Origin of the sequence: Bacteroides timonensis, from assembly GCF_000513195.1 — a bacterium.
Taxonomy (GTDB): domain Bacteria; phylum Bacteroidota; class Bacteroidia; order Bacteroidales; family Bacteroidaceae; genus Bacteroides; species Bacteroides timonensis.
In genome coordinates this window covers 36,813-54,422 of the sequence record NZ_CBVI010000069.1, presented here as the reverse complement: position 1 = coordinate 54,422, position 17,610 = coordinate 36,813, and the positions used below count along the sequence as shown (strand labels likewise).

The following is a 17,610-nucleotide window of genomic DNA, read 5'->3' as shown; positions in this document are numbered from 1 at the left end:
CGCTTCTCCGGATGATAGCGGCAGGGCGAGCTTCCGGCTGGAACTGCCCGGTGCAACGACACGTGCGGCGGGTGACGCTTATACACCTACGCGCTACATTATGGAAGTCTATCCAAGCAGCAGTGCCGCAAGTGGCACTCCTCTTATGCATATAGAGCAGGATAACGGAACATTTAACGTATCGCTAACCTACGGCAGCACCTACACCTGCCTCTTTTGGGCGGACAACGGCACACCGGATAGCGCAGTGAACGATGAATATGAAGCTGCCGACCTGAAAGCCATAAAGATAAAAGCCGACGTCTGTCCCGCCAATCCGGCATACGGTGGAGCGGCGCAGGTGACTGCCGGAGTTTCCAGTGCAGATGCCTACACCATCCGGCTCAATCATGCCGTGGCAAAGGTGAATTACATTCAGACGAAACCCTTGACAGCGGCAGGCAATACGTTGACTGTTGTATTTCCTACTACTTTCCAACTGAATGTGGGAGACTGGAGCACCAGTGAAATTGCGGGCACCGGTGAAATAGCAAGCACCACCACGCATGTTTTCACTAATATAGATAAGGTGGAAAACGAAACCACCATTGCCACCAGCTATATCATTGCGCCATCGGAAACGGCAAGCACACAGAACCTCAGCATTACACTGAATAGCGAATCTGCCAAGACAATCTCAAACGTACCTTTGCAGAGGAACTATAAAACCAATATGAAAGGTGCATTCAGTGACCTTTACAATGCCGATATGGCATGCACGCTCACTCCGGATTGGGAATCGTCCGAAGGAGACAAGGATTTGATTTCCATTTGGGACGGGACGACCATTACCCAGCCGGGAGATTATACCGAAACGCCAGGAGAAGTAAAGATAACCTCTGCCACCCAGCTGGTGTGGCTGGCCCAACAAAGCGATGCCACCAATCAGAAGACTTTCAGCGGCTATACCTTCATCCTAACCACAGATATTGACCTGAAAAGTCATTTATGGCCGCAGATAGGACGTAACAAACAAGGCTTCCAAGGCACACTGGACGGCAACGGACACACTGTGCGAGGCATCTATGCCAATAATGGCGATACGGAATGGTACGTCGGCTTCATCAACTACCTGAATAATGGCGGAACAGTGAAAAACATGACTATCCGTGGCTACGTAAGCGGCTTTGGGCCTGTAAATGCCCATTGCTGTTTTGGAGGTCTTGTGGGGCAAGCAACAAGAAGTACTATAGATAACTGCCGCAATGCCTGCACACTCATGCTCAGTGGAGGATTTGCAGCCGGAGGCATTGCCGGAAATGTGGAAAGCACGCTTATCAAAGACTGCACGAATGAGGGAACCATTAAGAACATCGGAAACAACGGTGTAGATATCTATATCGGAGGAATTGTTGGAACTTTGAATAGAGAACCCACTGTATCTACTTTAAGTGGGAATGTGAATAAAGGGAAAATAGATTCCCCCATACCAAACAATGCGTATTTAGGAGGAATAGCCGGAAGTATTAGCTCTCAGGGAACGGTAGAAGTGAGCAATAACGTGAATAGCGGAGAGATCATATCAACCCCCGGAGAACGTAACACCATTAATACAATGGGAGGTATTATAGGAGAACTTTATGCTTTTAACGGTTATACAGGAACAATCACAATAAGCGACAATCAGAACAAGGGAAATATATCTTCCGATTATGAAGAAGACTATAGGGGAGGCATTATAGGTCAGGCTATGGCGAGAGACAAGATGCCCATCACGTTGACGAACAACAGCATAACGGAAGGTACACCCACAGATATAGTTATTGCCTATTGCCGACTGCAAGACGGTACCATTACCGTTGACGGCCATGCAGCAACTAACTGGAGGCCTTATCCAAACAACGAATAGTTTATTTAAAGTTTAATCATCATAAATTATAAAGACATGAAAAATTATATCCATATCCTTTGCGCAGCACTCACAGCAGTCCTTGCATCGTGCAGCAACAGCGACCTGCCCGCAGACAGCGGCGCCAATCTGAGACAAGTAACCGTCAGTGTAGCGACAGACCATACTCCGGCAACCCGTGCAACGGCTCCGGCCATAACCCGCTACGCCATCTCCGTATGGGAGGATGAAGCATATAGCACGCCCGCCGAAGTATTTACCGGCAGTACGAACTGCGCGAATAATACTACCGGTGTGTTTGCCATGATTCTCAACTGCACGAAGTCCTACTACTGCCTCTTCTGGGCAGACAACGGCACCGGTTATACCCTCGACGATGCCCTGAAAAGCATCACCCTGAAAGATGACAGCAAGGCTTCCGAAGCCTATTGCGGCAAAACCACCATCCCGGCAAGCACATCGACCACCTCCTACACCGCCCACCTGAAACGTGCCGTAGCCAAAATCACCCTGAAAGAAACAAACGAAATGCCCGCAGGCAACACAATGACGGTAACATTCGACCAATACACCGTTTTCGACGTGCAAAACGGAACAGCCGGAACCCCGGCACCCTGCACCGTCACGTGGACTACGACCGCCAAGACCGGAACAACTGAAGCCCCCGTGCAACTGAATGACGAGGATATCTTTGCCCTTGCCCCCATTGCCGGGGCTTCCCTTGCCAACGTCACCTTCCAGTGCAACGACGAAGGCGGAGTGATGGTTCCCAACGTTCCCTTCCGGGCAAATTACAATACAAATATTAAAGGACACTATACTACCGTCTCCGACCAGACATTCAGCGTGAGTGTAGATGATACATGGGAAGCCGAAGAGCATGCACCCTAAACAAGAGGAATTCATCAGTAATACCATCTTCAACCACCCTTACAGCCCTGTACAACGCATTGTACAGGGCTGGTCTATGCGTTTTTCTATATTGTAGAGAGTTTTGTCTATATTCCATCTACAGCCTGTTATGTCTATAAACGCTACTTTAGCAACCGCAAAACAGATGTACTGTTTCGCCGGAATATGAATAGACAAAACAATCATGAATCTATCTAACGAAATCATCGGAGGAAGCCTCCTCATCATAATTATTTGCATAACCTTGCTCATGCGCTATGCCTTTGCCTGGTATGCCGACATCCGGGACATGCGGATGCGGCTGACAAAGGTCGAGGAAGAAATACGCCAACACTCGCAAACATGTCCGGTGAAGCATCAGGTGGAAGCTCTTGTGCGTCCCCGCCCTACTTTAGCCGATAGCTCCACCCCGAAGAGCGTAGACATGGTGCGCCATTACATCCAACTCTATCATCCCGACTTTCTGGAGTTGCTGACCCGCAACAGTTCCGAGAAGTTGACCGGCTCGGACGAACTACTCTGCATGATGATAAAGCTGGAATATCCCAATAAGGAAATAGCCTCCATCCTGTCCATCACCCCCAACAGCGTCATCACCGCCCGCTACCGGCTGAAACGGAAGCTGGGACTAACGCAAAACCATCAACTGGACGCCTGGATTCAAAGTATCGGGAAAACGGAATAACGGGTATCAACCCACTAATGTCCCTTCTCCCCCACGGCTTTTTCATTTAAGCTTTGAATTAGTCGTACAATCCCCCTCCCCATGCCAGTACGGCATGAGGGGAAATTTTGCTTCGCAAAAACAAAGGCGGAAGACAATATCAACATTATCCAAAAGATTATTTTTATTGCTTTTAAGTTGCATAATAACTAAAAGGTTATTATATTTACAGAGTCATCGGTAGATGATAAAACGATGTTTCAGAAAGCCGTCTTAGATGTATTCAAAGAATTCATCAACCAACTGTAATTTGAAATGAAAGAATACCGAGGCTGTGCATTTATGCAGCCTCGGTTTTCAAAAAACAGTATTCAGACATCGTTTTTAATTGATTATTAGAAAAATGCAAATATATGAAGCCTGAAGTAAAAGCATTGATTGACCGCTTTGTGGAGAATATACCTAAGAGTAAGACGCCGGAAGGTAAAGCGGAAAGTGACAGGGTACTCAATGAAGCTATGTCGCTCACTGTGACTGTTGAAGAAAAGAAAGAAGCTGGTCAGTATCTTACAAAAGCTATGTGTCGCCGTCGAAGACCGGACATTGATGCGAAAGAACTTATGAAGGAAGTGACACCGGCATTGTCATTATCTTATATAGCTGAGAACTATTTCGGTAAAGGAAAATCATGGCTTTATCAGCGCATCAACAATTCTGTGGTTAACGGAAAGCCTACTTCCTTTACACAGGACGAACTAAAAATATTGGCTGATTCTCTTGGCGACCTCAGCAATCGCCTTTCAGCCCTTTCGCTTGTCATACATCGAAGCCTCTGACAAAGGCAAAAGTCAGATGGCGAACCCTTCAGCAAGGTTCGCCATCTTTTTTTCTCTCCGCATCGTTTGCTTTCTGCCCCAAAAGACCTACCTTTGCGGAAGTGTCACGAATACTAACCGAAAAAATCGTATGGCAAGAATAACAATTCCTTATGCAGTGGCCGACTTCGCCGATTTGCGCGAACGTGGCTTTTATTATGTAGATAAGACCGAGTTTATCTCCCATCTGGAAGATTATAACGCCCCTGTGTTCCTGCGCCCCCGCCGATTCGGCAAGAGTCTGTTGGTATCTACCCTGGCACATTACTACGACCGCACGCAAGCCTATCGCTTTGATACTCTCTTTGGAGGTACCTGGATAGGCGAACACCCCACCAAGGAACGAAACCAATACATGGTGGTCCGCTACGACTTCTCCAAAATGGTGATGGCGGATGATATGGAAGGACTGGAACGGAACTTCAATGACTTGAACTGTAGCCCCGTAGAAATTATGGTGACACACAACCGGGATATCTTCGGAGATTTTCAATTCAACAACCGCGGCAACGCTTCCAAAATGCTGGAAGAAGCCTTGGCTTATGCCCGCGAGCACAATCTGCCCAAGGTCTATATACTGATTGACGAATATGACAACTTCACCAACCAGCTACTCACCTCCTACAATGACCCGCTTTACGAACAAGTCACCACCAAAGACAGCTTCCTGCGTACCTTCTTCAAAGTAATCAAAGCAGGCATAGGCGAAGGCAGCATCCGCACTTGCTTCTGCACCGGAGTGCTGCCCGTGACGATGGACGACCTGACCAGCGGATATAATATAGCCGAAATACTGACGCTGGAAAACGACTTCATCAACATGCTGGGCTTCACTTATGCTGAAACGGACGTGTACCTGCGCTACGTGCTCGATAAGTATACCGGAAGTCAGGAACGTTATGATGAAATCTGGCAGCTCATAGTGAATAACTACGACGGTTACCGTTTCAGCCCCCGAGGAGAAAAGCTGTTCAATGCAACAATACTGACCTATTTCTTGAAGAAATTCGCTGTCAACAAGGGTGAAGTCCCCGAAGAACTGGTAGACGAGAACCTGCGTACCGATGTGGGTTGGTTGCGTCGGCTCACCCTCTCGCTGGAGAACTCAAAGGGAATGCTGGATGCCTTGTTAATGGACAACGGATTGGCGTACAACGTGGCCGACCTCTCCAGCAAGTTCAACAAGCAGAAATTCTTCGATAAGAATTTCTACCCTGTCAGCCTCTTCTATCTGGGTATGACGACGCTACAGACTAACTTCCGCATGTCCCTGCCCAACCTGACCATGCGCAGCATCTATATGGACTACTACAATGTAATAAATCGTATAGACGGCAGTGCCAACCGATACGTGCCTACTTACGAGCGCTTTGTTGAAGACCGTGTACTGGAACCTCTTGTGCAGAACTATTTCGAACAATATCTCGGACAGTTCCCCGCACAGGTGTTCGACAAGATAAACGAAAACTTCATCCGCTGCTCCTTCTACGAACTCGTCTCTCGCTATCTGAGTATGTGCTACACCTTCGCCATCGAGCAAAACAACTCCGCCGGCCGCTCCGACTTCGAAATGACCGGCATACCCGGCACTGATTATTACACCGATGACCGTGTAGTGGAATTCAAATATTACAAAGGTAGCGAGGCCAAGAAAATGCTCGCCGCAGATGCTCCCTTGCCCCAGCAGATAGAGCAGGTGCACCAATATGCCGAGGACACAAGGCGGAAGTTCCCCAACTTCCACGTGCGTTCATACATCGTTTATATATGTGCCAATAAAGGTTGGAAATGTTGGGAAGTGTAAATATTGCCTGACTATTGGTTTTATTTTCTTCCCTAAAAGTAGCAGGCGAGGGTACTCACCAGCAAACTCTTGCCAAAGCGACGGGGACGGCTAAGGAAATAAACTGAACCATCATTTACAAGATCATAAATCATGTCGGTTTTGTCTACGTACACAAATCCATCCTCGCGGATGCGGTCGAAACTCTGTATTCCAATAGGATATTTCATCTTTTTATATGCTTTTTGGTGATTACAAGGCGAAGATACTAAACTGTTCAATACAGAGGGCTAAATCAACAGATTATTTGAACTGCACCGCTTACCTGATTTTTCCTCGCACAAAGTTTGCATCCTGCCCGAAAAGGCCTACCTTTGCGAGGTACAAAATACTAACCTCCCCTTTACCAATGAGCATCACCCGAAAAAACAAACGCAGCGGGCTTTTCTATACAAAAACCGAAGAGAGAATCAACACTCTTTCGCATGCCGCAGGCATCCTGATGGGCATTGTCGTAGGTACGTTGTTCCTCATAAAAAGCAGTGGAAACTTTTGGGCTACATTCGGCATCTGGCTCTACCTGTTCGGGATGGGCAGTTCTTACATCTTCTCTACCCTTTACCATGCCATGAAGCATCACAATCCGTGGAAACGACGCTTACGGCATTGGGACCATGCTGCCATCTACTGGCATATTGCGGGTAGCTATTCGCCCGTCACACTGGTTGCGCTGCGCAATGTAGGCGCCTGGGGATGGGGATTGTTCAGCTTCGTTTGGTTGTGCGCCATCATCGGCACCATCGTAAGTTTCCGCAAGATGAAGGAACATAGCAATGTGGAGACTATTTGTTTCATCGTTATGGGGTTGTCCGTGCTGGCAGCCTTCAAGCCATTATATGCTGTTGCCGAAGGAACTTGTTACTGGATGATTGCCGAAGGGGTGTGCTACATCACCGGAGCGGTATTCTATTCTTTCCGACAGCGCTACATGCATTCCGTGTTCCATTTCTTTGTACTGGGAGGTTCGGCGTGCCACATGGTGGCGGTGTGGCTGATTTTATAAGTTACATACATGCCCAACCAAACTTACGCACAAGCTCCGCCAATAAGCTACGGTCTTTTATCGGTAAATTGATAACTACATTCTCGCGTACGTCTCCTGACAAGATATATCCATCAGCTGGCAATTTATCCTCAGATAAAGTCTTTTCTGCGGATAATACCTTCTGATATTTCTCAGTCTGAAATACTACATCGAAATACTCTTGTTCCGTTTCCGGATGGATAAAAAGTGAACGTAAATCAACACTTCCTGCTAAAAAGCCCTCAAAACGTTGTGCAGAAATACGAATTGCCGTATAGCGACATACTGGCTCATCGTCATATAGCAGACAGAGATATAAAGTATCGAATGCATCCCGTGCAACAAAGTTACCGTTTATACGTAAGTAAACAAATATTTTCTCTGTTTTGTTATGTTCTGTCATACTTAAAAGTAAGTAGTCGCCACACCTGAATGCATTATGGACAACCTCCTTTCAATTGCTAAAATACATTAATAATCCTCCCCCTTCCTTGCTTTTCTCCTTCGCTTCGTTTACGTTTGCAGTGTTATACATCAGTACAACACCTTGGATATTATGATAAAGATAGAAAACATCAGCTACGGCTACAAGTCTAATCACCCTATTTTCAATGACATATCTTTGAAAATAGGCAATGGAATATACGGACTTCTGGGAGAGAACGGTGTAGGAAAAACCACACTGATACATCTCCTTTGCGGACTACTTTTTCCCTGGAAAGGAGAATGCAGCATTGATGGGATGAATCCGGCAAAAAGAGAACCCGCCCTGTTAAGCCGCTACTTCTTTCTGCCCGAAGAGATGCAGATGCCTTCCGAAAGCATTTCCGCTTTTGCCACACGTCATTCCGCTTTCTATCCGCACTTCAACCACAAAGAGTTTGAACAGAACCTGGAAGAACTGAAGATTGACAGGGAGCAGAAACTATCCGCAGTCTCCTACGGTCAGCAAAAAAAAGCGATGCTGGCGTATGCCTTCGCGCTGCATACCCCGCTCCTGATACTCGACGAGCCTACAAACGGACTGGACATCACATCCCGCCAAGTTCTGAAACGTATCATCAGCCGCAGTATAGATGATGACAGCACATTGCTCATCTCCACCCATCAGGCACACGACTTTGAGAACCTGCTGGATCACCTCATCATTCTCGGCGAAGGCGAAATCCTGCTGAACCGTTCGCTGGACGAAATCAGCCAACGCCTCCTCTTTGCCCGGACAGACAGCCTGCCCGAAAACAGCATTTACAGCGAACAGGAATTGCCCGGATATTTCTCCGTGCTGCCTAATGAGGAGGAGGAAGAGAATACACCGGATATCGAATTGCTGTACAAAGCAATGCTGCAAGTGCCGGAAAAGATAAAAATGATAATTTAGCGCTCCGCGCTAAATTAAGTTATGAGCTACAGGCTACGAGTGACAAGTTGCCTTAAGGAATTCTTTTCTTACCTACCACCTCCCCCCGTTGGGGTACTCCTCCTTCCAGAAGGAGGAGAACTGAGATACTCAAGGGATCATCCCAAAGGGTAACTTGTCACTGGTAGCTCGTAGCTTAGCGGGCTGCGCCCGCTAAGCTATCATTTATAAAATAACAACAAGAAATTATGAATGCAACCTTCAACCTGAAACGTTTCTTCCTGCTGGAACAGTATAAGAAACTAGAAACCGGCAAACACTTGCTTTGGAGTGCCGGCATTGTGCTGGGCATTTGTCTTCTCTGCATGATGTATGACATCAACAAGGGCACAAGCTATTACACAGAACATACACAGGCTCTCTCCCTTAGTCGCTACGTGCTGTGGTTCCTCTGCATTGCCCCCTGCCTGTTGGAGATAAATATCACCAAACAAACCTCCACTCTATACTTGTTGATGCCCGCTTCCGTTTTTGAGAAGTTTCTGCACTTGTGGATGAAATACATACTTATAATCCCGTTATTCTGCATTTTGCTAATAGCAGTTCTTAAAGGAATATTCAATCTATCAGGAATCGACTATCTGCAATATTTCGGAAGCCAGATAGAACCTTATACCATTCAAAAAGACCAGATGCTAACGTACAGTCTGCTACAAGGCATATTCTTTATCGGATGCATAGCCTTCAAACGCCAGAAACTGATAAGCTCCTTCATCGTGTTATGCCTCTGCCTCAGTGCCCTGCTTAGTCTTGGCGCATTTACATACTTATGCAGCCCTGCTGATACCAAAGGCTACTGGTTGTCCAATATCATAGCCTATCCTATATATAATTTTCCCATGAGCAGTACGGGAGAAGCCGTCATTGCCTTTTGCAATTACGCCACCCCGGCTTTGTTCACCATCGGCACATGGGTATCGAGTTACTTCCTACTCAAAGAAAAACAACTGTAAGCTATGGACTTCAAGACCAACAAACCGATATACCAACAGATTGTAGACTTCTGTTTCAGCAAGATACTCACCCGTGAGTGGACGGCGGGCGAACGGGTAGTCTCGGTCAGGGAACTTTCCACGCAGCTTGCCGTGAACTCGCGCACCGTGCTGAAGGCCTACGAATACCTGCAAGCGGAGGACATCATCTATCCCGAGCGGGGCATGGGCTTCTATCTCTCAAAGGACGCCATGAAGAAAGTGATGAAGATACAGAAGAAAGAATTCTTCGACAACCAACTGGCCGATGTATTCCTCAATATGGAACTGCTCGGCATCAGCATAGATGAAGTGATAGAACGATATAATAAACTTAAAAATAGCAGTTCATGAAGAGATACGCAAAGACAGCATTATTGATTACCTTCGGACTCCTCTTCGTGCTCATCATAGTCAAAGTTTTTACTCTGATGTACGAACTGAATTCCGCTGTACAGTCTTAACTTTTACAGCCTCGACGCCGAAAGTATAAACATCTGAAATACAAATTAGAGAATCTTCCCTGACAGGGAGGAGTGTCTTTTACATCTCTAATCAAACAGTAATCTACTAACAGAAACGAATATGAAAACAAAACTATTTTTACTACTGACGGTCCTCTCCGTACTCAGTACGCAGGCACAGAACCTTACAATCAAAGGACGTGTTACAGATACTTCGCAAGAAGCCATCATAGCCGCCAATGTATCGCTATGGACCACGGACTCTACCTTGGTGACCGGAGTGACTTCGGACGCACAAGGCAAGTTCACTCTCAATAAAATCAAGGCGGGCAATTACCGCCTGGCCATTACTTTTATCGGCTATCAAAGTGAAGTCATCCTACTGAAACTGAACAACAACCTCGACCTGGGCGATGTACAGTTGCAGGAAAATGCCGTAAGCCTGGGTGAAGTGACCGTATCCGCCAGCAACGTGCTTCAACGCGTGGACCGTCAGATTATCCTGCCCACCGAGAGCCAGCTAAAACGCTCGTTCGGTGCCTACGACCTGCTGAACAAGCTTGGCATCGCCCGCCTGCAAGTGGACAATTTCACCAACAGCATGAGCGTCAGCGGTGGCGGAGCCGTACAAACCCGTATCAACGGCATCAAAGTGACGGACAAGGAAATAGCCGCCGTCAGAGCCAAAGACGTGCTACGCGTGGAGTTCATCGAAGACCCAGGCAAGCAATACGGTGACAACGAACTGGGTGCTGTAGTCAATATTATCCTGCGTCGCCGCGAAACAGGTGGTGTGGTAAACTTCCAGCTTTCCGACTCGCCCCATACCCTGTGGGGAGAGAATTTCCTGAGTGCGAAGTTCAACTACAAGAACTCCGAATGGGGCATCGACTACTTCAACAAGAATGGCAAATACCACAGCCGCCTCGAATCTCACGAAACGTTCTATCTGAGCGACCGTACCATCGACCGCATCAAGAAAGGTATCGAAGATGAATCTCCCTCACTCAGTTTCATCAACAACCTGAATCTGACTTACAATCTGACGAAGGCGGACAAGTATGTATTCAATGCCATCTTCCGCAATAATCTCAACAACGCTCCTTATCAGAATGAGTTGAACAAAATGTGGGCGGTAGGCGATACGGAATCTATTTATTCGTACGTCAACAACCATTCGTCCAGCTATTCTCCGGCACTCGACCTTTACTTCCAGCATACCCTGCCCCATCAGCAGAGCATTCAGATGAATGTGACGGGAACGCTCATCCATACCAAAAACAACCGGAAATACAAGGAGTACAAGAACGAGAATACGCCACTGGCAGATATTCAGACACTGGTGGACGGTGACAAACGCTCCATCATCGGTGAGGCCATTTATGAAAAGAGTTTCAAGGATGTAAAACTAAGCGGCGGTGCCCGCCACTATCAGATGAGAACGGAAAATGAGTACAAAGGTTCCAACCCCACAACTTCGAAGATGGATCAGGCACAGACATCGGCTTTCCTGGAGGTGCAGGGCAAGGTGAAGGACTTCAGTTATGCGGGCAGTGTGGGCATGACGCGTGCCTGGTTCAAGGAAAGTGACGAAGACCATGCTTACTATACTTTCACGCCTACCGTACGGTTGAGTTATAATTTGAAGAAAGCGGGCTTCCTGCGCTACCGGTTCAATATCAGTCCCGCCATACCTTCACTCGGTTCGCTGACGGATGTGGAACAGGCTATTGATACCATACAGATTGTTCGTGGCAACCCGTTGCTGAAAACATACCAGCAGTTCACAAATTCCTTGTCCTACAGTTATTCTAAGAAACAGTTCAATGCCAATCTGAGCCTGCGCCATCAGTATTACGACAGTCCCATCATGGAAAGTATCTTCGTCGAGGATGGGAAACTGATACTGAAAGATGAAAACCAACGCTCGTTTCAGAGCCTGAATGCGGAACTGATGATCGGCACAAACGGGGCAACGCTGTTCGGACTGAAAGATTTCCTGACTCTTTATGCTTCGGGAGGATACACCCGCAGTTGGTCGGAAGGTTTGGAATACAGCCACACGTACGATGAATTTTACTACAGTGTGATGGCGCAACTGCAATACAAAGGCTTCTCTTTGCTCGGGCAATTCAGAAAGGTGCAGAACAACTTCTTCGGTGAGACCATCAAGAAGAATGAAAATCAGACGGCATTTATGGCAATGTACGCCAAGCAGAACTTTCAGGCAGGGATCGGTGTTCTGTTTCCTTTCACCAATAATTATAAGGTGGGAAAAGAACGCATCAGTGAGGTGGCTCCCTTCCGTTCGGAAACTTTTGTGAAGGAGACTGGGCAAATGTTCATACTCCGCATAGGCTATACGTTCGAGTTCGGCCGCAAGCACAAAGCCGGAAACAAGGGATTGAACAATAGTGATACGGACAGTGGCATCATTGATATGCAGAGATAAAGATCCGGATATAATTTCATTTCAGCCCTCTTTGTGAAAAGAGGAAGTCCAAAGGGCGAGGTGGCGGATTATACAAAATTGCTTCATGTATAATTCATTAATTACCTGACTGCCGCCTCCCCTGCGGACTTTTTCTATTTATAAACGGAAAGAAAAATCTATCTTCCGTATGATCCCTTTTTCATCCTATTCTTCATTTCCTGTTTCAAAGGATGAAACTGTCTGTTTCTCGGTGTGAAACTGTTTGTTTCAAGCAATGAAACTACTTGTTTCACGGCATGAAACTGAGAGTTCCAAGCCATGAAACAAATCTGAAAATATAGAGATGAATATTATCAGGTTGATAGTTCCTGAAAAGCAGGTCCGGTATTACTTAATAATAGTCACAGTGCCTTCCGCAAGCTGCCTTTCCTTAACCGGAGCAGCTGCCGCATAACCTAAAGCAGCGCAACCGTACACACGATGATTTTCGGGAATACCCAGCTCCGTCAGGAAAGCACGTACCTCAGGATCATCATAAGTCTGCCCCAATTGATTGATCCAACAGGAACCTATTCCGAGAGATTTTGCAGCAAGGAAGATATTCTGCATGGCACAGGCACAATCCATAGCTGCCCACCACTGCGTCGGTTCATTGGATACGATGACAAGCGTAGGCGCATGATAATAACAGCAATAGGTCTGGCTGTGTCCACGCTCCTGCAAACGGGGCTCTTCACTCTTGACAAAAGCGCCTTTGATCTTCTCATTCAGTTCTTCCAGCACCGTGGCATTCTGAATGGCTGTGAAATGCCACGTCTGATAGTTCATACCACTGGGAGCATAGGTTGCCGCTTCCAAAATAGCATTCAGATCTTCTTGTGAAATCTGTTGTTCCGTATAGGCGCGTACACTGCGACGCGACTTGATGGCTTTTAAAACTTCATTCATACTCTTTATTTTTTTGTCAATCCAATCTTAACATTCAGTCTGAAATAATACACGCCGTTCTCTTTTTCCAGAAAGCCGTACTTGTCCTTGTCTACCGAACCTTTCTCCAAACGGGTATTCAGGAAGAGGAAGTCGGCAAATGTCCGGTGCTCCGACTTATGATAGCAAAGCACTTCTCCTTCTGCATCCACCAGAAGAATACCTTCTACGGCAGAGTCCGTACCGTTATAAATCTTTGCCGGACGCATACCAAGGGCAAGTGCCAACAAGAACTGCTTCATCTTAAACTCGTAGAAACCATGCTTGTTTATCAGCTCATCTTTTATTTTCAAGGGATTTATCTCTTTGATGCGTTCCGTCAGTTCACTGATACGAGCTATGCCGTCGAGATGCATCATACGCACCATTTCAGCCAGCATACGAGGAAAATGCAAATCAATCATCAGCAAATTACAACGGAATACACGGTCGGCTACATCGGAATATTTCAGTACTCCGCCCAGACGTTCAATCATCAGCATACGCTCAGTCACTTCGGTAGGAGACTCCGGCAAAGCATTCACCTTATTCACCGTAGGCGTGGCAAATTTAACGCCCGACTGTTCCAGTTTCAGATTTGCCGTACGTCCACCATCAAGCAACGGATTCATTGAGCTGAGACGACAACGAACATTGAATCCCGTCAACGGAGCCTCGGGATGCCAGAAAGCTACTGAGAAATCCGTACGGTCTTCCGTCTTCGCTTCCAGGTCGTAGATATTGACCGCATCCAGAAACGCCTCCAGTCCTTCGGGAACTTCAATGGCGTCAGTGCCGCTGGTAGTCTTCAGTAACTCAAGAATAAACTCGACCGCTCCGCCAAAATCTTCACGGGGGATGACTTGTTCCTCCTTATCGGCTGCAACAAATGTCCCCTCCTTCTCTATCACACCACTGACAATGCGGACATTGCCCTGCTCTATATAATAACGACGCGTACCGTCATGTTCCTCTCTCTGTATCAGCGCAACAGGCCAGCACTTCGTTTCATCCTTCCGGGCTTGCGGTGTACCCAGTGAAACCTTTCCGTCTGCCAGGAGGCGAAAGAATGTGTAGAGTTCGCCCAACTCACGTTTTGTAGCTTCAAATGCCATAATAAATTATTTTTTTTCCTAATTAACAAGTGTGCAAAGATAATGCAAATCGAAGGTAGAACTTTCATGCTGGCATGAAAAAGTTATGCTGAAGTGCAGCTTATTTTATTTAAAGATAAGGAAATCCCCCCAAAAGAAAGTGAATAGACAAACTATTTCCATGTAGAAACGTTCTACTTAAAACATCAAACATTTAACTCCCTATAGCATGGAAAATGAAAAGAATATAGTAGCCATCACAGCTACACCGAATGGGCCTTTCATTGTGGAAGGCAATTTTAAACTGATAGACAGAGAAGGAAAAGCAGAAATACGAACAGGTAGAATTGCCTTATGCCGGTGCGGTAAGTCCTATAAACAACCCTTTTGCGATGGTACACACCGGAAAATCCACTATAATGATTTATCTTTGAAATAAACGTACTGGATCACCAGGAAGCCAGAGACATTACACTTCCTCGAAGCGTAATGTCTCTACTTTTTCCAGACGCGCCATCAACTTCGGCATCATCGACTTCCGGATGCGAAGTGTCATACGGCAATCCATATCATACGACTGTTCCAGAATTTCCGGTTCTTCTTCCTTTACGATACGCATTACATCATTCATAAGGGGATATTCAAACAAGAAGGTCACCGCTTCGTCCACCGTTTTCTCTATCACTTCGGCAACAGCTATCGCCTCGGCAGCGGCAGCTTTATAAGCAACAATCAGTCCGCTTGTTCCCAACTTTATGCCGCCGAAATAGCGGACAACGATTATCAGTATATCCGTCAGTTCATTGGAGTTTATCTGTCCCAGGATCGGCTTTCCTGCCGTACCGGAAGGTTCTCCGTTATCATTGGCGCGGAAATCTTTACGTTCGGGCCCCAGCATATAGGCGTAGCAAACGTGGCGGGCATCATAATATTTCTTCTGATAAACTTCCAGATGCGATTTTACCTCATCGACAGTACGCACGGGCAAAGCGATAGCAATGAACTTGCTGCGCTTCTCAGTGTAAATCCCTTCGGAAGGGGCGCTTATGGTTTTGTAGGTATCTTCACTCATGCTGCAAAGATAAGTATTCTTATTGTTATGAGAAAATAGTTTCTAATCCTCTCTCTTTTTCAGACGAAACAGGCAGACTTTAGAAGTTTTTTCGTAAGTTTGTCAAAAGTACGACGCATTCCATAGAAAAAAGTCTGATTATGAGTATGTATCAGGGCCTCATACTGATAATCTTAGCATGCAAGGCCCTCCCATAAGTAACATTTATCACTATGAACAACAAGCTGTTTACCTTTCTCGACCCTCTGCTGGGTTACATCGACAATGGTCGTTTCTTCCGCGAACCCTTCCGCTGGCTCTATGTCATCTTTGCCGTATTGAACTTGCTGTTTCCTATTTTTATACTGGCAAAGGTCATCGAGATGGACTTCTTTAAATATGCCGAAGGGAAATTAATCCTTGCTTTCATTCTGCTATTCATTATCCTTTGCGCAGGAGCATGGGGAAGCTATCTGCTCTGGATGAACCGGAAAAACAAACTGAAAGAAGCTATCCAGGAAGAAAATGAATTCATTGCCATTCCCGTTGTATCGCACCTGACACAGACGATGGGTGAATGGCTGGGACTTTATATCGGTGTCATCGGTACACTGTGTTCGGTGATTATTACAATCTTTGCTGCCAATGAAATCAAATACATACTGCCGATACCTTCCGGTATGTTCTTCCTGATGCCTATATACGGCTTCCTGATTGTGGTGTTCGCACGCCTGCTTGCCGAGTTGTATCGCGCATTGGCCGTCATTGCCAACAACACCAAGAAATTGACAAAGATAGAAGCAAAAGCCGAAGCCAAACTGGAAGATATAGAAGATATAGAGGAAATCTAAATATATGAAGAAAGTAGTCATAGCTATTGACTCCTTTAAAGGATGTTTACCCTCGGCAGAAGCTGGAAAAGCAGCTGCCGAGGGTATTCGTTCCGTATACCCGGAATGTGAAGTTATCTGCCTGCCCATAGCCGATGGGGGCGAAGGAATGCTGGATGTGCTGATTATGGCAACCAACGGTCAGGAAGTTCCGATCTCCGCCCACGATCCATTGATGAGGTGGCACAATACTTATTACGGCATTTCCGAAAATGGAGAAACAGCTTTCATAGAAATGGCAAGCATCAGCGGATTGCCTTTAGTTCCGCTGGAAAAAAGAAACCCGATGCTGACTACCACTTACGGTACGGGAGAAATCATTCGTGATGCTCTGGAACGTGGTTGCCGCAACTTTATCATTGGCATTGGTGGCAGTGCAACCAATGATGCAGGGTTAGGAATGCTTCAGGCATTAGACTTTCGTTTTTCAGACAAGGAGGGTAAAGAAGTAGGGACAGGCCGTGGAGAAATATTAATAAAAGTAGCGCATATAGACAGTACTTTTGTCCATCCGGCTTTAAACAGTTGCCGATTTACTGTTGCCTGCGATGTACAAAATCCATTCTATGGTCCCGAAGGAGCGGCTTATGTCTTTGCACCTCAGAAAGGAGCAGACCGGAAAATGGTGGAGGCATTGGATGCAGGACTGCAAAACTTTGCAGAAGTCATCCGTCATACGACGGGAAAAAATATTTCCCATCATCCCGGAGCCGGTGCCGCCGGAGGTATGGGCGGTAGTTTGCTGGCTTTCCTGAATGCGGAACTGAAACCCGGCATACAACTGATGCTGGAAGCTCTTGACTTCAGTAATAAAATAAAAAACGCTGACTTGATCATTACCGGAGAAGGAAAAGCAGACCGGCAAACATTGATGGGAAAAGTTCCTTCCGGCATACTTGCTGAAGCCCGGAAACAAGATATTCCGGTAATCCTGTTAGCCGGCAATATAGAAGATTCGGATGAATTACAACAAGCCGGGTTTGAAGGGGTCTTCTCTGTTAACCCTCCATTCATATCGTTAGAAGAAGCCATGAGACCGGAAGTTGCACGCAAAAACATACAGCAAACAGTCGAGTGTATTTGCAAGAAGTAAATGATTAGAAGAAAGTGTATCTCC

The 17,610-nt window shown here is 46.4% G+C and carries 16 protein-coding genes and 2 pseudogenes; 13 read left to right on the top strand and 5 right to left on the bottom strand.

All coding sequences use genetic code 11. The features are described from left to right. The 5 genes and pseudogenes from BN161_RS13480 to BN161_RS13455 all read left to right on the top strand — a co-directional run. Positions 1–1,888 (top strand): annotated as a pseudogene (locus BN161_RS13480) (GLUG motif-containing protein); the annotation flags it as partial. Positions 1,889–1,924: 36 nt separating this feature from the next. After that, positions 1,925–2,779 (top strand): hypothetical protein, encoded by an 855-nt coding sequence (locus BN161_RS13475; RefSeq protein ID WP_044267049.1) that lies wholly within the window; start codon positions 1,925–1,927, stop codon positions 2,777–2,779. Between the two features lie 205 nt (positions 2,780–2,984). Continuing rightward, positions 2,985–3,485, top strand: coding sequence for a helix-turn-helix transcriptional regulator (locus BN161_RS13465; RefSeq protein ID WP_125910825.1), 501 nt, complete (start codon positions 2,985–2,987; stop codon positions 3,483–3,485). Positions 3,486–3,877: 392 nt separating this feature from the next. Further along, the gene (locus BN161_RS13460) at positions 3,878–4,300 is read left to right on the top strand and encodes a DUF5053 domain-containing protein (RefSeq protein WP_052356284.1); all 423 of its coding nucleotides are present in this window, start codon (positions 3,878–3,880) and stop codon (positions 4,298–4,300) included. Between the two features lie 130 nt (positions 4,301–4,430). Next, on the top strand, positions 4,431–6,143 hold the full coding sequence (locus BN161_RS13455; protein ID WP_044267043.1) for an ATP-binding protein: 1,713 nt from the start codon (positions 4,431–4,433) through the stop codon (positions 6,141–6,143). 35 nt (positions 6,144–6,178) lie between these two features. On the opposite strand, the pseudogene BN161_RS28675 reads toward BN161_RS13455, so the two are convergent. Continuing rightward, positions 6,179–6,352 (bottom strand): annotated as a pseudogene (locus tag BN161_RS28675) (AAA family ATPase); the annotation flags it as partial. Positions 6,353–6,531: 179 nt separating this feature from the next. On the opposite strand from BN161_RS28675, the gene trhA reads away from it, so the two are divergent. Further along, positions 6,532–7,185, top strand: a complete 654-nt coding sequence (gene trhA, locus BN161_RS13450) for a PAQR family membrane homeostasis protein TrhA (RefSeq protein WP_044267041.1) — start codon at positions 6,532–6,534, stop codon at positions 7,183–7,185. Between the two features lies 1 nt (position 7,186). Here trhA and BN161_RS13445 read toward each other — a convergent pair whose 3' ends face one another. After that, entirely contained in the window at positions 7,187–7,609 is a 423-nt protein-coding gene (locus BN161_RS13445; protein WP_044267039.1) for a hypothetical protein, read from the bottom strand. A 153-nt stretch (positions 7,610–7,762) separates the two neighbouring features. Between BN161_RS13445 and BN161_RS13440 the strand changes: the two genes are divergently transcribed. The 4 genes from BN161_RS13440 (at position 7,763) to BN161_RS13425 (ending at position 12,510) form a co-directional block, all read left to right on the top strand. Then, positions 7,763–8,584: an ABC transporter ATP-binding protein gene (locus tag BN161_RS13440; protein WP_044267037.1), complete on the top strand. Its 822-nt coding sequence runs from the start codon at positions 7,763–7,765 to the stop codon at positions 8,582–8,584. Positions 8,585–8,811: 227 nt separating this feature from the next. Next, positions 8,812–9,576 carry a hypothetical protein gene (locus tag BN161_RS13435; RefSeq protein ID WP_044267035.1) on the top strand — a complete coding sequence of 255 codons (765 nt, stop codon included), beginning with the start codon at positions 8,812–8,814 and terminating at the stop codon, positions 9,574–9,576. A gap of 3 nt (positions 9,577–9,579) precedes the next feature. Beyond that, a complete protein-coding gene (locus tag BN161_RS13430; RefSeq protein WP_044267034.1) occupies positions 9,580–9,948 on the top strand; it encodes a GntR family transcriptional regulator in 369 nt (122 codons plus the stop codon). Positions 9,949–10,179: 231 nt separating this feature from the next. Next, positions 10,180–12,510 carry a TonB-dependent receptor gene (locus BN161_RS13425; protein WP_044267032.1) on the top strand — a complete coding sequence of 777 codons (2,331 nt, stop codon included), beginning with the start codon at positions 10,180–10,182 and terminating at the stop codon, positions 12,508–12,510. Between the two features lie 369 nt (positions 12,511–12,879). Here the strand turns inward: BN161_RS13425 and BN161_RS13420 are convergent, their stop codons facing one another. Both BN161_RS13420 and BN161_RS13415 read right to left on the bottom strand, forming a co-directional pair. After that, entirely contained in the window at positions 12,880–13,440 is a 561-nt protein-coding gene (locus BN161_RS13420) for a nitroreductase family protein (RefSeq protein WP_044267030.1), read from the bottom strand. A 5-nt stretch (positions 13,441–13,445) separates the two neighbouring features. Then, positions 13,446–14,573 carry an HpaII family restriction endonuclease gene (locus BN161_RS13415; protein ID WP_044267028.1) on the bottom strand — a complete coding sequence of 376 codons (1,128 nt, stop codon included), beginning with the start codon at positions 14,571–14,573 and terminating at the stop codon, positions 13,446–13,448. Between the two features lie 208 nt (positions 14,574–14,781). Here BN161_RS13415 and BN161_RS13410 point away from each other — a divergent pair, with 208 nt between their 5' ends. Continuing rightward, positions 14,782–14,991 (top strand): CDGSH iron-sulfur domain-containing protein, encoded by a 210-nt coding sequence (locus tag BN161_RS13410; protein ID WP_007213658.1) that lies wholly within the window; start codon positions 14,782–14,784, stop codon positions 14,989–14,991. A 30-nt stretch (positions 14,992–15,021) separates the two neighbouring features. On the opposite strand, the gene BN161_RS13405 is transcribed toward BN161_RS13410, so the two are convergent. After that, the gene (locus tag BN161_RS13405; RefSeq protein ID WP_044267025.1) at positions 15,022–15,624 is read right to left on the bottom strand and encodes an IMPACT family protein; all 603 of its coding nucleotides are present in this window, start codon (positions 15,622–15,624) and stop codon (positions 15,022–15,024) included. A 212-nt stretch (positions 15,625–15,836) separates the two neighbouring features. Here BN161_RS13405 and BN161_RS13400 point away from each other — a divergent pair, with 212 nt between their 5' ends. Together BN161_RS13400 and BN161_RS13395 are read left to right on the top strand one after the other, a co-directional pair. Further along, positions 15,837–16,454, top strand: a complete 618-nt coding sequence (locus BN161_RS13400) for a hypothetical protein (RefSeq protein WP_044267023.1) — start codon at positions 15,837–15,839, stop codon at positions 16,452–16,454. A 4-nt stretch (positions 16,455–16,458) separates the two neighbouring features. Then, entirely contained in the window at positions 16,459–17,586 is a 1,128-nt protein-coding gene (locus BN161_RS13395; protein WP_044267022.1) for a glycerate kinase family protein, read from the top strand. Positions 17,587–17,610: the final 24 nt, after the last annotated feature.

What these genes read in the sequence shown, in the direction of transcription:
- BN161_RS13400 (WP_044267023.1), top strand. Translation starts at nt 15,837, where the DNA reads ATGAACAACAAGCTGTTTACCTTTCTCGACCCTCTGCTGGGTTACATC.
- BN161_RS13410 (WP_007213658.1), top strand. Translation starts at nt 14,782, where the DNA reads ATGGAAAATGAAAAGAATATAGTAGCCATCACAGCTACACCGAATGGG.
- BN161_RS13415 (WP_044267028.1), bottom strand. Translation starts at nt 14,573, where the DNA reads ATGGCATTTGAAGCTACAAAACGTGAGTTGGGCGAACTCTACACATTC.
- BN161_RS13425 (WP_044267032.1), top strand. Translation starts at nt 10,180, where the DNA reads ATGAAAACAAAACTATTTTTACTACTGACGGTCCTCTCCGTACTCAGT.
- BN161_RS13445 (WP_044267039.1), bottom strand. Translation starts at nt 7,609, where the DNA reads ATGACAGAACATAACAAAACAGAGAAAATATTTGTTTACTTACGTATA.
- BN161_RS13460 (WP_052356284.1), top strand. Translation starts at nt 3,878, where the DNA reads ATGAAGCCTGAAGTAAAAGCATTGATTGACCGCTTTGTGGAGAATATA.
- BN161_RS13405 (WP_044267025.1), bottom strand. Translation starts at nt 15,624, where the DNA reads ATGAGTGAAGATACCTACAAAACCATAAGCGCCCCTTCCGAAGGGATT.
- BN161_RS13395 (WP_044267022.1), top strand. Translation starts at nt 16,459, where the DNA reads ATGAAGAAAGTAGTCATAGCTATTGACTCCTTTAAAGGATGTTTACCC.
- BN161_RS13435 (WP_044267035.1), top strand. Translation starts at nt 8,812, where the DNA reads ATGAATGCAACCTTCAACCTGAAACGTTTCTTCCTGCTGGAACAGTAT.
- BN161_RS13430 (WP_044267034.1), top strand. Translation starts at nt 9,580, where the DNA reads ATGGACTTCAAGACCAACAAACCGATATACCAACAGATTGTAGACTTC.
- BN161_RS13420 (WP_044267030.1), bottom strand. Translation starts at nt 13,440, where the DNA reads ATGAATGAAGTTTTAAAAGCCATCAAGTCGCGTCGCAGTGTACGCGCC.
- trhA (WP_044267041.1), top strand. Translation starts at nt 6,532, where the DNA reads ATGAGCATCACCCGAAAAAACAAACGCAGCGGGCTTTTCTATACAAAA.
- BN161_RS13440 (WP_044267037.1), top strand. Translation starts at nt 7,763, where the DNA reads ATGATAAAGATAGAAAACATCAGCTACGGCTACAAGTCTAATCACCCT.
- BN161_RS13455 (WP_044267043.1), top strand. Translation starts at nt 4,431, where the DNA reads ATGGCAAGAATAACAATTCCTTATGCAGTGGCCGACTTCGCCGATTTG.
- BN161_RS13475 (WP_044267049.1), top strand. Translation starts at nt 1,925, where the DNA reads ATGAAAAATTATATCCATATCCTTTGCGCAGCACTCACAGCAGTCCTT.
- BN161_RS13465 (WP_125910825.1), top strand. Translation starts at nt 2,985, where the DNA reads ATGAATCTATCTAACGAAATCATCGGAGGAAGCCTCCTCATCATAATT.